This is a genomic window from Acidobacteriota bacterium (assembly GCA_039030395.1).
Classification (GTDB): Bacteria; Acidobacteriota; Thermoanaerobaculia; order Multivoradales; family JBCCEF01; genus JBCCEF01.
Genome location: JBCCEF010000009.1, coordinates 145,690 through 159,845, shown reverse-complemented (window position 1 = coordinate 159,845; position 14,156 = coordinate 145,690). Strand labels below are relative to the sequence as shown.

The window sequence follows — 14,156 nt, the reverse complement described above, 5'->3', positions numbered from 1 at the left end:
GACTGAGCCTGAAATTTCAATTTTCAGCCCCTTCCTACCCGGTGATGCCGTTCTTGGTGGCGGCCACCAGGATCTCCTGGTTCTCCGGTATTTGGTAGAGAAAGTGCTGGCGTACCTCCGGCTCGATGCGGCCGGCCTTGCGCAGGAGGGCCTCATAGGCCCGTTCGAGGAAGGGCAACGGACTTTCGGTCCCTTGCTGCCTCTGGTGCAGCCAATCGAGCCCCCGGTAGACGCGATAGTCCAGTCGTTCGCCCTGTTCCGGATAGATGTGCTGGTCGAGGAAACTCTTCAGTTCTGAGACCAGCAGGGTGAGCACGTCCGCTCGCTCTTCCACCAGGGCGGCCTCGAGCAGCCAGGAGCGGTCGAAGGCCGCGGCCACTTCGTCGCGCTGGTTGAGGTGGAACTGCAGCGCCTTGAGCAGGTGTTCGCGGGCCTCGGCGGTGTGCCGGCGGTGGAGCTGAATCCGCCCGAGGAGGCGGTTGGCCTCGCCGTTGAAGGGGGTTTCCGGCAGAAGGCTGATGCGGAAGTGGGCTTCTCGGGCTTCGCGCAGGGCGTCCTGCGGGCGATCGAGGTCCAGGTGGTTGCGGGCCACCGCCAGCCGGGCGAGGGCTTCGCCGAGGTCGTCTCCGGATTGCTCGCGCATCACCAGGGCGTGGCGCAGCGGGCTCGAAGCGGCGGCGAAGTCGCCCAGCCGCCCGAGCACTTCGCCGAGGCCGAGAAGGGCGAAGGGCAGCTCCAGTTTGTCTCCCAGTTCCCGGGCGCGGCGCTCGGCCTCCTGGTAGTGCTCCAGGGACTCCGAATAGCGACCCATGGCGAGGCACACGGCGCCCAAGGCGGTGAGGGAGGCGATGGTCGGCTTGCCCTGCTCGATCTTCGGCCGCGCTAGGCGCTGCTCCAGCGCCCGACGGTGATGCTCGCCGGCTCCTTCGAATCGGTTTTGGCGTAGGGCGATGTTGCCGAGGTAGAAGCGGCAGGTGGCCGACAGGGCCTCGAACCCCGGTCGTTCGATCGGCTCCAGGACTTTTTCCAGCAGGCCTTCGGCCTCTTCGTAGCGCTGCTGCTCCATCAGCACGCGACCGAGCTGGAGGAGGAGGGCGGCCTTGCCCGCTTCGTCCGCGGTGCGCGAGGATTTGAGGGCCGAGCGCAGGGTCTCTTCGGCTTTGTCCAGGCGACCTTCGCGCCGGTCGAGGTCGGCCTTGAGGCGGGCCAGGGCGAGGATTTGCTCCGGTCCCGAAACGGATTGTTGGAGCGCTAGGTGCATGGCGTGCTTGAGTTCGCCGGCCAAGCCTTCGAGGTTCGCGGTGTTGAGGGCGATGGGCAGCAAGGCCATCAGCAGCTTCAGCTCGGTTTCGGAGTCGCCGTTGCGTTCCCGGTGGGCCACCACTTCGTGGGTGAGAGCGGCCAGCAGGTGTTCGTCCTGGGCCGGCCGGTCGGCGCCGTCGACGTTGCGCGAGCGGGCGACGCGCAGCAGGACCGGCACCGCCTCCGGGCTGCCGGCGATCAAGTGGTAGGCCTGCCAGCGGGCGGAGTCGTCGGACGACAGCTCGACCAACAGCTCGCCCACCGCGTGGCGGTAGGTCTGGGGATCCCCGACCGTTGCCGCCACCGCCTGTTGGATGCCGACGGCGGTGTAGGCCAGGCCCTTCCCCCAGGGGGAGTCGCCGTTTGCCAGCCAGCCGTTTCCCAGCAACGGCTTATGCCACGCCGCATCTCCGGCCTCGGACGGATTCAGCAGCGAGGCCGCGGACCGCAATTCCGGCCCGGATACCGGGACGTTTGCCGCCGCCAGCAGGCGCATCGGCAGGGCATGGCCGTGCGAGCGTAGTTCGCTTTCGACATGACCGATCAAACGGGCGGAGGGCTGGAACCCGACGTCGTCGTCGCCGCTGAAGAAAAAGCTGCCGTAGATCTGGCGCAGTTTTTTACCGTGGATGAGGGCGGCGAGGCCCTCTTCGAGGACGAAGGGATTGCCGCCGGAGGCGGCCAGGAGGCGATGCTGAACGACCTCCGGCAGGGAGAGCCCACTGAACAGGTTGGCGCCGAGCCCTGCCATCTCCTCGCTCTCGAAGGTGCCGATGTCGACGGTTGCGATGTCCTCCGGCCAGGGCACTTGGTTGCGGCCGATCAGGACGAGCTGGAAGGTGGCCGGGTCGCAGCCGGTCGCCAACTCGTGGAGCTGCGCGATCTCGGGTTCGGAGGCTCGCTCCAGGTCGTCGCAGATCAGGGTAAGGGGCAGGCCACCGCTCTTTGCCCGGCCGGTGGCGGCTCGGCGCAGGAGTTGAGCGATGGAGTCGGCGGTGAATTCGCCGTGATCGGGGGAGCGGCCGGTCAATTCTTGCCGGCGGACGTCGGTGAGGCGGTTGATCAGGGCGACCAGCTCGGTCCGCTCGTCGGCATCGGCGAGCTGCAGGAGTCCGCGCGCGAGCTGCGCCGCCAGCGGTGGCACGGCGGATCGGGCGGCCGGCACGACCACTCGCAGGATCCGACGCGCATCCGGGTCGAGGGCTTCGAGAACGGCGCGGGTTTTGCCGACCCCCATCGCTCCCTGCACCCGCAGGACCGGGCTCCGGAGAGCTTCCCGCAGGCTCTCTTCGATCCTCGGCCGCGGAGCGGCTCGAACGCGCCGGCCGACCGGCGCGGGATTGCGCCACAGGCGATGGGTCTTGTGGACGTGGCCCAGGCGGAAGATCGGAACGGAGCGCCCGGTGGCTCCGATCAGCGGATCCGTCGGCTCTCCTTCTCGCTGGATTTCGAGGGAGCGCAGCGCCCGGCCGGTGAGGTGCACGTCGCCGGACTGTAGATCTGGAGGGGAGGAGACCAGATTCTCGAATAGGTGATCCGGCTCGATGGTCAGGCGGCCGCGCTGCAGGCGAACCTGCCCCGGAGACGCCAGCATCGCCGCTTCGGCGCCTCCGCCGCTGCGCGGCCGGCGCGCCGCCGCCAGCAGAAAGCGGCCGTAGGACACGGCGGTGTCGAGGACGGCCGGATCATTGCCGGTGGGGAGCACCGCCAGCAGGCCTCGATGGACGGGATGCACCCCCGCATCGGGGCCTACGGACTCGGCCAGATGTTCCGTCAACGCGTGCCACAAGGCCGGTTCCGATCGCGGCCAGATGTGGAGCAGGCCGGCCGGCAAGAGCAGGCTCTCCGAGTTCGGTGCTCGGTCCGATGAGGGAGTTGTTTCCGCAGCTTCGATCAAGTTCTGCTACCCTACGAGTTCGCGCGCTTGGCGGACGTTCCGCTCCGCTGTCCGGCGCCCGGAGGTTCCCTCAAAACCGCTCCCTGCAAGATGTTCATGTGGGGCCTCTACTGAAGACGACTGGGAAATGATCTCATGAATGCACGAAGTTTGATGAGCCGATTGTTCTATTTCACTATCGAAGACGAGGGCATCCTGCCGGAGGCTTTCTCGCGCTTCGACGACGATACCTACGCGATCACCTACAAGGTCACCGGCACCGATGACGTCTTCGTCACCACCGCCGAAACCAAGGACGCCATGGACCGCCATGACGTGGCCTACAATCTCCTCGCCTCGGAGAGCAGTGATCGCATCGCCTTATACCACTCTCCCCTCTCGAAAGAAGAGCTGGGTGAATTCGAGGAACCTCTAAAGGCCCTCGCGCTGGCGTTTCGAGCGGTGGCCTTGGCTTGTGTCGGTGTCAACGGCGAAGGGAATTTAGGCTTCGATCTCAGCGACGGAGCAAAGAATTTCACCTACTTTACCGCGCCTGCTGGCCACACCTTCATTTGGCGGCTTTTCCATGAGCGCGACGAGGCGGTGCGGTTTCTCGAGAAGCTGACGGTGGGTGATCCCAAGGCCATCGAGTGGGCGGAGTCGATTCCGCTGGCGACCTCAAGCGAACTCAAGACGTACCACTAAAGAGCGTATGCACCTGCATCTGCGGTGTCCCTCGGCCTCTCCGCGTCCTCGGCGTACTGCGAGTACGCCTGCGGCCCTGCGAGGGCCGGGTTCGCCTTGACCGCTTAGCCTGCTGTGCCCTTCGACGAAGAAACCTACAGTGTCTCGCAGCTTTGCGAGGAGGTGCGGGATTTCCTGGCCCAGGGTTTCTACTCCGTTTGGGTGGTGGGGGAGGTCCAGCGGTTGCGGCCCAGTCAGCGCGGCCACAGCTACTTCGAGCTGGTGGAGAAGGACGGCCGGGAAGGGATCCAGGGCAAACTCGACGCGGTGCTGTGGCGCGGGGACCGGCTGCGTTTGGGCCGGTCCGCGGAGCCCCTGGCGGAGGGGGTGGAGATCCGGTGCCGGGGGAATCTCGATTTCTATCCTCCCGCCGGGCGCCTGCAGTTTGTGCTGCGGCAGATCGATCCCACCTACACCCTCGGCCGTCTGGAGCAGCAGCGACGGGAGACCCTCGCGGCGTTGACGGCGGCGGGACTGCTCGATACCAACGGCTCTTTGCCGATGCCGGAGCTGCCCCTCTCCCTCGCCCTCATCACCTCCGCTGACAGCGCGGCCTACCACGATTTTCTGTCGTCCCTCGAAGAGAGCGGCTACGGCTTTCGGGTGACCCTGATCCATTCCTCTGTACAGGGCGCCGCCGCCGAGGCGGAACTGGTTTCGGCTCTGGGCGCCGCCGGCGAGGTGGGGGCCGACGCCATCGTGATGGTCCGCGGCGGCGGCTCGCGCAGCGATCTGGCGGTGTTCGATCAGCGGGCGGTGGCCGAGGCGATTGCCCGGGCGCCGGTTCCGGTGGTGACGGGACTGGGCCACGAGATCGATGTGGCCATTGCCGATGTGGTGGCCCACACCGCCGTCACCACGCCGACCAAGGCGGCGGAGGTCGTGATCGAGCGCGTCGCCCAGGCGGACCTTCGGCTGGAGGATCTGAACCGAGAGATTCCGCGCACCGCCCTTCGGCAGCTCCAGACCCAGCGCGAGAAGCTGGCCGGCGCCGCCCGCATGGTGCCGGTGGCTCGCCTGCGGTTGGCTTCGGCGGCGGTCCGCCTGGCTGGGCGCGGACGCTCTCTGGCGCGCCTCGGTGGGTCGGCCTTGCGCGCTCGGTCCAGCGCCCTGGAGGAGCGGAATCGGCGCCTGGCGCGCGAAGCCCCGCGCGCCCTGGCGCGCCGGTCGGCGCGGCTCGAAGAGGTCCTGCGGGCGATTGCCGACCGGAGTGAGGATCGTCTGCGGGAAGGCCGCCTGGCCCTGGCCGGCTGGGAGCGCCTGTGCCGGCAGCTCTCTCCGCGGCGCACCTTGGAGCGCGGATTCAGCTTGACCCGCGATGGTGCGGGCCGGGTGGTGCGCGATGCTTCGAAGGTTGCGGCCGGCGATCGCCTGATCACACAACTTTCCCAGGGAGAGGTGAAAAGCCGGGTGTCGAAAACTCATCGATACCCGGCTCCGAGCCCGGAGGGCGAGGCGGCGGCGGAGCCGCCGGGGACGGGGTGAGCCCGAAGGGCCAAAGCTCTTTGGGCGAGGGGCGGACCGCGGGCGGGCGCCCAGCCCCCTGAAAAATGAACAGCTAGCAGAGTGCTGAGATCATCGGCGAAGCGGTGTTCAGCACTCTGCTAGCCGGGTGGAGGAATCATGAGTGAGTCGGAAGAGAAGGTGGAACAGGAGCCGACCTTCGGCGATGCGATGACGGCCCTCGATGAAATTCTCGGCCGCATCGAGAGCGAGGAGGTCGATATCGATCGTCTCGCTGCGGAGCTGGCCCGGGCGGCGGAACTGTTGGAGCTGTGCCGCGGCAAGATCCGTCGGGCGGAGGTGGAGGTCAGCCAGATTGTCCAGTCGCTGGATGAGAGCGGCGGCGACTAGCAGGTTGCTGAAAAAGGCCTTCGGCCTATGATTTCAGCTGCCCTGCTAGCTCCTTCTTGAGGGGGCTGGGCGCCCCCTCGGCCGAAAACACCAGTGTTTTCGGTCTCACCCCGTCCACGGCGCCTACGGCGCCGCCTCGCCCTCCGGGCTCGGAGCAGGGTGCTGAAGAGTTTTTTCAGCACTCAGTTAGTCGGTGATTTCCAGCTCGTAGCTTTCGAGGGTTTGCCAGCCGGCGGCGTCCTGGCCGTCGACCTCGAAGCGGTAGCGGGCGGCCGGGAAGGTGCGCCGCGAAAGAACAACGGAGAAGTTGCCGAAGCGGGTGAGCTGCAACCCTTCGCCGCTCCATACCTCCCGGCCGGTGCGGTCGAGGATGCGCAATCGGTACGCCGAGTTCTGGCCGGGGTCGGCGAGGTTGAGGGTGACGGTGAAGAGGTCGATGCCCGGCGGCACGGTGAGGCGGGTGGCCTCGCCGGCCGGAGCATCGCCGGGTGCGCTGCGCACGAAGTTCTCCGGGAACAGATCGGCGCTGGGAATGAAGAGCTGGGGGAGGCGGGGCTGGAGGTCTCTTGGTCGCGCCGTCGGCGCTTGGCTCCCCGCGAGGCTGGCGGCCAGGCCGGCAATCTGCTGTTCAGCGTCGCTCAGCCGGCGGTTGGCGGACGCCACCTCCCGGCGCGCTTCTTCGGCTTCCGCCCGCAATTCTCCGAGGGCGCGCGCCCGCTCCGTTTGCTGCTCTTCCAAGGAAGCCGCCAGGCGGCGGTTCTCCAGTTGTGAGTGGGCGAGCACGGCCCCCAGGGCAAGCGACAGGAGGAGCATGGCGGCCGCCGCCAGGGGCCACCGTCCAGGCCACCTCGAAGCGGGCTGGAGGCGGGCTTCCAGGCGGCGCCAGTCTTCGCGCTGCTGTGCTTCCCAGTCGCCTTCCGGGGTGGGCGGTGCGGCGCTCTCGAACTCCGCCAGATCGAGCACCCAGTCAACGCATTCGCCGCGACACTCGGCGAGGTGGTGGCGAACTTCGTCCATCCGTTCCGGACCCAGGGCGCCGGACCGGTAGGCGGCCAATTCCTGTGGGCTCGGATGTTCCGGATGCGGAGTGTGGTCGGCCATGGGTTCAGGAAAGCAGGGTCTTGAGGCGTTTGCGCGCTTCGAACATGTGGACCTTGACGGTGGCTTCGGCCATCTGCAGCACCTCCGCGATCTGGGCGTAGGACAGCTCTCGCTCGATGCGGAGCCGTACGCAAGCGCCCATTCGGCGAGGAAGCTCAGCCAGGGCTTCCCGCAGTCGGTCGCCACGCTCCTGCGACAGCAGATCGTTCAGCGGATCGTCCGAGGTGCGAACCGCGAGACCGTCGTGGTCGCGCTCGTCGAGGGGGGTTTCTCGTCGGTTTTTCTGCACCGCCCGGCGCACTCGCTTGCGCCCGGTGTTCTTGGCCAGGCCGATTAGCCAGGCTTCAAAGGGTGCTTCCCAGCGAAAGCTCGCGATGCTCTGATGCAGCCCGACAAACACGTCCTGCACCAAGTCCCTCGATTCCTCATCGGAAAAACCCCGCCGCCGGAAGATCCGGAAAAGGGGCCAATAGTATCGATTGAACAGGTACCGGAAACCTTCTTCGGGGTTTAGTCCTTGCTGTAGGCGGCGGACGACCTCTTCGGTCGATACCTCGGCCTCGGGGGTTTGGGCCTCAGGCCTGGAGAAGGCGAGGGCCTTGTGCTGAGAATCCTCCAACGATCCTCCTTTGTCTCGCCTCCTTCTACGATCCCACCTACCGCTCCTTTTCGATCCTACCCACCGCCCGTCGGCGGTTCCAGCGCTGCCCGATTCGAACAAGGTACCTCAGGTACCGCACAGCCGGACGATTCATTCCCTAGGCGATGTCGGCGGCCGCTTCGAGCTGCGACTCGATCTCCTCCCATTCGGTCATCAACTCGTCGTTCTCGGCACTGCGCTTCTTCTGCTCGTCCTCGAGTTTGCGTACCTTGCCGTGGGGCGTGCGTTCGAAATACGCCGGGTCGCAGAACAGCTCGTTGATCTCGTGGATGCGCGCTTCGTTGGCCTCGATCTTGTGAGTGATCTCGTCGCGCCGCTTCTCCAGCCGGCGCCGGCGCTTGCGATCGTCGGCGGAAGCTTGCCGCGGCGGTGCCGCGGTCTTTTCTTTGCGCTTCTCCCGCTTGGCCTTGAGGATCACCGTGTCGGCGTCGAGGTGGTCGTCGCCGCAGTGTGCCAGGTATTCGTCGTAGGTGCCCTGGAAGTCCTGGATTCCGGTGGCCGAAAGTTCGAGGATGCGGTCCGCCAGGCGCGACACGAAGTAGCGGTCGTGGGAAACGAAGATGAGACTGCCGTCGTACTCCCGGAGGCCTTCTACCAGCGCGTCGATCGCCTCGAGATCGAGGTGATTGGTGGGCTCGTCCAGGAGCAGGATGTTCGGCTGCTCCACCGCCAGGCGAGCGAAGATCAGGCGCGCCGCCTCGCCGCCGGAGAGGCTCTGCACGTTTTTTTCCGCCTCGTCGCCGGAAAACAGCACCAGGCCGAGCTGGCCGCGCACGAAGCCGATGGGCTCCATCGGGCAGGCTTCCCACAGCCAGCTCTCGACGGACTGCTTGGCCTCGCCCAGCAGTTCGTGGTGGTCCTGGGCGAAGTATCCCGGCCGCGCCTCGTAGCCCCACTCGGACTCACCGGCGTCCGCCTGGACGACGCCCATGACGATCTTGAGCAGGGTGGACTTGCCGATGCCGTTGGGGCCGAGAATCGCCAGCCGGTCACCGCGCCGAACGGTCAGGGACACGTCTTTCAATACCTGCTTTTCGCCGTAGGCTTTGGAGATGCCTTCGAGATTGAGCACTTCCTTGCCGCTCGGCCGCACCTGCCGCAGCTTGAAGGTCGGATAGCGGCGCGAGGACTGGGCTAGCGGTTCGAGGTCCTCGGACATTTTGTCGATCAACTTTTGCTTGCTCTGGGCCTGGCGCGCCTTGGTGGCCTTGGCCCGGAAACGATCGACGAAGCGTTGCTGTTGGGCGATCTGCTTTTCGCGGTTGGCGAGTTCTTTTTCCCGCCGGGTGCGCTCCTCGACCTTGGCCTCGACGAAGGTCGAGTAGTTGCCCGGGTAGAGGCGCAGGGTCTCGTAGTCCACGTCGACGATGTAGTTGCAGACGTTGTCGAGGAAGCGGTGATCGTGGGAGATCACCAGGGAGCAGCCGGGGTAGTCGACCAGAAACTTCTCCAGCCAGCGGATGGAGACGATGTCCAGGTGGTTGGTGGGCTCGTCGAGGAGCAGCACATCCGGATAGGCGGCCAACACCTGCGCCAGCAGCACCCGCAACTTGAAGCCGCCGGAAAGGGTCGACAGCGGCAGCGGATGCTGCTCCGTGGGGATGCCCAAACCTTCGAGGATCTCGCCGGCCCGCGCCTCTAGGGTGTAGCCGTCGTGGCGCAGGATGATGTCTTCCAGTTCGGCGTAGCGGTCGGCGTCGAAGGATTCCTCGGCCTTCGCCAGGACGATCTCTTTCTCGGCCATCGCCGACCACACGTCCTGATCGCCCATCATGGCGACGTGCAGGATGGGGTGCTCTTCGAAGTCGAAGTGGTCCTGTTTGAGCACGCCGAGCTTGAGCCGCTTGGGTACCGTCACGACCCCTTCGCTGGGCGGCTCTTCCCCCGCCAGAATCTTCAGGAAGGTCGACTTGCCGGAGCCGTTGGCGCCGACCAGCCCGTAGCGGTTGCCGGGATTGAACTGGATCGAGGCTCCCTGGAAGAGAGTCTGGGGTCCAAAGGCTTTTCCGAGGTCCGAGACGGCGATCATGGGACCGAGACTCTACCAAGGCGGTCGCTCCGGAACCACCGGATTTTCGGCTCTCTGGATTCGATCTTGCAGAGCAATTGCCCTTGGGTCGATTCATCGCGCACTATGCCCTTGAAACTTCGCATTCCCCGCCCGCGCCGTAAGGCGCTGCTGTTGGGGGGCGGCCTGTTTCTGGCCGTCTCCTGTGCCATCGCCGTATGGATCCTGTTGCCGTTCTGGCAGCTTTCCGGGCAATTCGCCGATCTTCATCAGCGCCAGCCGTCGCGGCTGTACGGCCGATCGCCGCTCTTGACGGTGGACGGCCGGGCCGATCTGGAGGCGCTGGCCGAGCGCTTTCGGGGCGAGGGGTACCAGAGCGTTGCCGGTGAGGGCGAGTTGCCGCCGGGCAGCTTCCGCGCCGGCCGCGGCCGCCTCGAAGTGCACCTGCGGCCGTTTCCCACTCCTGCCGGTCCGGCCGGTGACGCGGTGCTCGACGTTCGCCTGCGGGGACGGCGGGTGGCGGCCCTGACCCTGGACGGCGCGGCGGTGACCTCCGCCCTGCTCGATCCGCCGCTCCTCGCCTCGTACTACGGCGATGCCTTGAACGAGCGCCGGCCGGTGCGGGTGAGGGAATTGCCGCCGCACGTCATCAACGCCGTTCTCGCCGCCGAGGACGATCGCTTCTTCGACCACTCCGGGGTGTCCATCGCCGGGGTGGCGCGGGCCGCCTGGATGAACCTGTTCGGCGACGGCGTCCGCCAGGGCGGCAGTACCCTCACCCAGCAACTGGTCAAGAACCTCTATCTCGGTCCGGAGCGGACCTTCGGCCGCAAGAGCCGCGAGGCGATTCTGGCGCTGATGCTCGATGCGCGCTACCGCAAGGAGCAAATCCTGGAGGCCTACCTCAACGAGATCTACCTCGGCGCCTCCGGTGGGGTGAACCTGATCGGCGTGGGGGCCGCCGCGCGGGCCTACTTCGGCCGGGAGCCCGGAGAACTGACCCTCGCCGAGGCCGCCACCCTGGCGGGGATGATCCCGGCGCCGGCGAACCGCACCCCGGTGTCCGATCCGGAGGTCGCCAAGAAACACCGCAACCTGGTGCTCGAGCGAATGGCGAAACTCGAAATGGTGTCGCCGGAGCAGGCGAGGGCGGCGATGGACCAGGCGGTGGTCGCCCGGCCGATTCCGCCGCGCCGCCGGGGGGTTCCCTACTTCGCCGACGCGATGGCCCGAGAGGCGGCGGCGCGTTGGGGGCTGGACGATTTGTCCGAGGGCGGTTTCGTGCTGCTTTCGACCCTCGAAGGGGCCGACCAGAACAAGGCCGAGGAGGCCGTTTCCTGGGGCCTCGAGGCGCTCGAAGAAGGCTGGGAGAAGGGTCGCGACATGCCGTCGCCGCTCCAGGCGGCGATGGTTTCCGTGGATCCCCGGGACGGCAGCATTGTGGCCTATGTCGGTGGCCGGGACTATGGCTCCAGCCAGTTCGATCGCGCCGGCCAGGCGCGCCGTCAGGCCGGCAGCGCCTTCAAGCCGGTGATCTACGCCACCGCCTTCGAGCGCGGCGTCGCCTCGCCCTCGTCGATGGTCGAGGATGCGCCGCTGACGGTGCGCCTCGCCAATCAACGCTGGTCGCCGCAGAACGACGACGGCGAGTTCAACGGCTGGGTGAGCGTGCGCACCGCCGTCGAGCGCAGTCTCAACGTGCCCACCGCCCGGCTGGCCCTGCAGGTCGGTCTGAAGCCGATCATCGAGGTGGCCCGCGGGCTGGGGGTGACGGCGCCCCTCGATCCGGTGCCCTCCCTCGCCCTCGGTGCCTTCGAAGTCAGTCCGGTGGAGATGGCGACGGTCTATGCCACCTTCGCCGCCGGCGGCAAACGGCCGCCGGTGCACGGACTGGCCGCGATCCTCGATCCCTCCGGCGAGCCGATGCTGGGCGAGCCCCTGCCGGCGCCGGAGCAGGTGATCAGCCCCGAGGGTGCCTATCTGATGACCTCGGTGCTCCAGGGGGTGTTCGACCGCGGCACCGCCCGGGTGACCCGCGACTGGGGCCTGACGGACCGCCTGGCCGGCAAGACCGGCACCAGCAACGGCCGTCGCGATAGCTGGTTCGCCGGCTACGCTCCAAACCGCGCCACGGCCGTGTGGGTGGGGTACGACGACAACTCGAAGACCCGCATGTCCGGCGGCCGGGCGGCCCTTCCGATCTGGGCACGCTTTACGGTGCGGGTGCGTCCCTCCGGCGGCTACTCGACCTTCCGCCAGCCGGCGGGCGTCGTGACCGCCGTGGTGGACCCGGAGAGCGGTGGTCTGGCGACGGACCGCTGCCCGCTGGTGGAGACAGAGGTTTTCCTGCGCAACCAGGTGCCGGAGTACGTCTGCGATCTCCACGGCCGCGGCTACCGCGAGGAGCGCTGGGATCGCCGTCGGCCGGTCGAGCGGCGTCACCCCTTCCGGCGCTGGCTGAAGCGGGTTTTCGGCGACGGCTGAGTTTCATGCCCGACGCGCCATTTTGGTGCGAACTTTGCATTTCTTTAGCCTCTGAGCGGACACTGTAGGTAGGGTGCGGGAGCACGGCTCACAGCGTGCTCTCAGGGACCCGATCCATACCGTTTGAACGGAACACTTTTCACCCGTTGGGCCGTTGTTTTGCCGGTGTTTCGGTGCGGCGCGGCAATCGGCGGGTGCTGGGAAAATTGCGCATGGCGCGGAGTTTTTCCCTTCATTTCCAGGGGTAACTCCCGGAGGAGGAGTAGAGATGGAGATCTGGATCGATCGTTTGACCGCGACTTTTGGCGGCTATTTACCGAATCTGTTGGCGGCCTTGGCGGTGCTCATCGTCGGCTGGCTGGTGGCGCTGGTGATCAGTGCCGTGGTGCGCGCCGGGCTGCGCCGTACCACCATCGACAACCGCCTCGCGGCCTGGCTTCAGGGCGACCGCGAAGGCAAGCCGCCGGAGGTGGAAGGAATCGTCGGCCGCATCATCTTCTGGCTGTTGATGGCGATGGTGTTTCTGGCCTTCTTCCAGGTGCTCGGCCTGGCCTTCGTCGCCGGCCCCATCGCCGGCCTGCTGGACGAGGTGTTCGCCTTCCTGCCGAACCTGCTGTCGGCGGTGGTGCTGTTGGTGATCGCCTGGCTGTTGGCGCGGGTGCTGCGCTTCCTGGTGGAGCGGGGTGCCCGGGCGGCGAACCTCGACGAGCGCCTGGCGCGCCAAACGGAGGCCGACGAGGCGGATTCCGAGGCGGACGCCAAGCCATCGCCGGCGTTGTCGAAGACCCTGGGGGAGACGGTCTATTGGCTGACCTTCCTGCTCTTCCTGCCGGCGGTGCTGGGTGCCCTCAATCTCACCGGCTTGCTCGATCCGGTCAACGGTCTGGTGGACAAGATCCTCGGCTATCTGCCGAATCTGTTGGCCGCCGGTCTGATTCTGGTGCTCGGCTGGCTGGGAGCGCGCATCCTGCAGCGGGTGGTGACCAGCCTGTTGGCGGCGGCGGGGGTGGATCGCTTCGGTGACTCCATCGGCGTGTCTGCGCAAGGTGGCGGCAAGAGCCTGTCGTCGGTGATCGGCCTGGTGCTCTACGTGCTGGTGCTGCTGCCGGTGATCATCGCGGCTTTGAACGCCCTCGCCATCGACGCGGTGACCCGCCCGGCGAGCGAGATGCTCAACCGCATCATGCTCGCCATTCCGCAGCTGTTCGCCGCCGGCGTGGTGATCGTTCTGGCGTACTTCATCGGCAAGGTACTGGCGAGCGTCGTGTCGAACCTGCTGGCGGGCATCGGATTCGATCGCTTCTTGGAGCGCATCGGCCTGGTGGCCCCGCCGGTGGTGGACGCGTCGGAGGGTGAGCCCACGGCGCGGCGGCCGCCCAGCCAGATCCTCGGCTATGTGGTGATGGTGGGCCTGTTGCTGTTTGCCACCATCGAGGCCCTGAGCCTGCTCGAATTCGAACTCCTGGCCGCGATGGTGACGGAGTTCACCCTGTTCGCCGGCAACGTGCTGCTGGGGGCGTTGATCTTCGTTGTCGGCTATTACCTGGCCGGCCTGGCGGCGGGGCTTATCCGGTCGTCGAACGTTGCCCAGTCGGATCTGCTGGCGCGGGTCGCCCAGGCGGCGGTGGTGGTGCTGGCGGCGGTGATGGCTCTGCGTCAGGCGGGTTTGGCGGAAGACGTCATCCTGCTCGCCTTCGGCCTCTCCCTCGGCGCCCTGGCGGTGGCCGCGGCGATCGCCTTCGGCATCGGCGGTCGCGACTTGGCGGCGCGCTATCTCGAACGCTGGACCGGCAAGGGCGGATCCACCGGCAACCCCGGTTCGCCCATCACCTGACGGCAGGCCCGCTCGTTTTCCGGCGAGCGGGTCCATGGGATTCGGCACAGCGGCCGGTCGGGAGTTCTCGACCGGCCGTTTCTCGTCGTCTACCGTTCGTTCCGGTCGCCCTGCCGCCGGGGCCATTCCACTGGACGCCTTGCCGCGAGGCTGGATTATGTGTCAATATCTGAGGAAACTGATTTGCGTATGTACGTATGACGGTCAAGGTGTGCCGCTGGCCACCTCTATGCACAGGGACCTCACCGCAGGAAGAGCCTCTGGTGGGGCTGGTCGGAAGGAATCTCCTTCC

Annotated in this window: 9 protein-coding genes; 5 read left to right on the top strand and 4 right to left on the bottom strand. The window is 66.9% G+C overall.

The window, feature by feature from the left end; all coding sequences use genetic code 11:
• Nucleotides 1-34 precede the first annotated feature (34 nt).
• Nucleotides 35-3,136, bottom strand: a complete 3,102-nt coding sequence (locus AAF481_11170; GenBank protein MEM7481725.1) for a tetratricopeptide repeat protein — start codon at nt 3,134-3,136, stop codon at nt 35-37.
• Nucleotides 3,137-3,352: 216 nt separating this feature from the next.
• Between AAF481_11170 and AAF481_11165 the strand changes: the two genes are divergently transcribed.
• From AAF481_11165 to xseB, 3 genes are all read left to right on the top strand, one after another.
• A complete protein-coding gene (locus tag AAF481_11165; GenBank protein ID MEM7481724.1) occupies nt 3,353-3,883 on the top strand; it encodes a hypothetical protein in 531 nt (176 codons plus the stop codon).
• A gap of 114 nt (nt 3,884-3,997) precedes the next feature.
• Nucleotides 3,998-5,407, top strand: coding sequence for an exodeoxyribonuclease VII large subunit (gene xseA, locus AAF481_11160; GenBank protein MEM7481723.1), 1,410 nt, complete (start codon nt 3,998-4,000; stop codon nt 5,405-5,407).
• A 138-nt stretch (nt 5,408-5,545) separates the two neighbouring features.
• Nucleotides 5,546-5,776: an exodeoxyribonuclease VII small subunit gene (gene xseB / locus AAF481_11155; protein MEM7481722.1), complete on the top strand. Its 231-nt coding sequence runs from the start codon at nt 5,546-5,548 to the stop codon at nt 5,774-5,776.
• 186 nt (nt 5,777-5,962) lie between these two features.
• Here xseB and AAF481_11150 read toward each other — a convergent pair whose 3' ends face one another.
• The 3 genes from AAF481_11150 to AAF481_11140 all read right to left on the bottom strand — a co-directional run bounded on the left by AAF481_11150 (nt 5,963) and on the right by AAF481_11140 (nt 9,567).
• Nucleotides 5,963-6,877 (bottom strand): hypothetical protein, encoded by a 915-nt coding sequence (locus tag AAF481_11150; GenBank protein MEM7481721.1) that lies wholly within the window; start codon nt 6,875-6,877, stop codon nt 5,963-5,965.
• A gap of 4 nt (nt 6,878-6,881) precedes the next feature.
• Nucleotides 6,882-7,496, bottom strand: coding sequence for a sigma-70 family RNA polymerase sigma factor (locus tag AAF481_11145; GenBank protein ID MEM7481720.1), 615 nt, complete (start codon nt 7,494-7,496; stop codon nt 6,882-6,884).
• A gap of 139 nt (nt 7,497-7,635) precedes the next feature.
• Nucleotides 7,636-9,567: an ABC-F family ATP-binding cassette domain-containing protein gene (locus tag AAF481_11140; GenBank protein ID MEM7481719.1), complete on the bottom strand. Its 1,932-nt coding sequence runs from the start codon at nt 9,565-9,567 to the stop codon at nt 7,636-7,638.
• A 105-nt stretch (nt 9,568-9,672) separates the two neighbouring features.
• Here AAF481_11140 and AAF481_11135 point away from each other — a divergent pair, with 105 nt between their 5' ends.
• Both AAF481_11135 and AAF481_11130 read left to right on the top strand, forming a co-directional pair.
• Nucleotides 9,673-12,030, top strand: coding sequence for a PBP1A family penicillin-binding protein (locus AAF481_11135; GenBank protein MEM7481718.1), 2,358 nt, complete (start codon nt 9,673-9,675; stop codon nt 12,028-12,030).
• A gap of 268 nt (nt 12,031-12,298) precedes the next feature.
• A complete protein-coding gene (locus AAF481_11130) occupies nt 12,299-13,864 on the top strand; it encodes a mechanosensitive ion channel (protein MEM7481717.1) in 1,566 nt (521 codons plus the stop codon).
• Nucleotides 13,865-14,156: the final 292 nt, after the last annotated feature.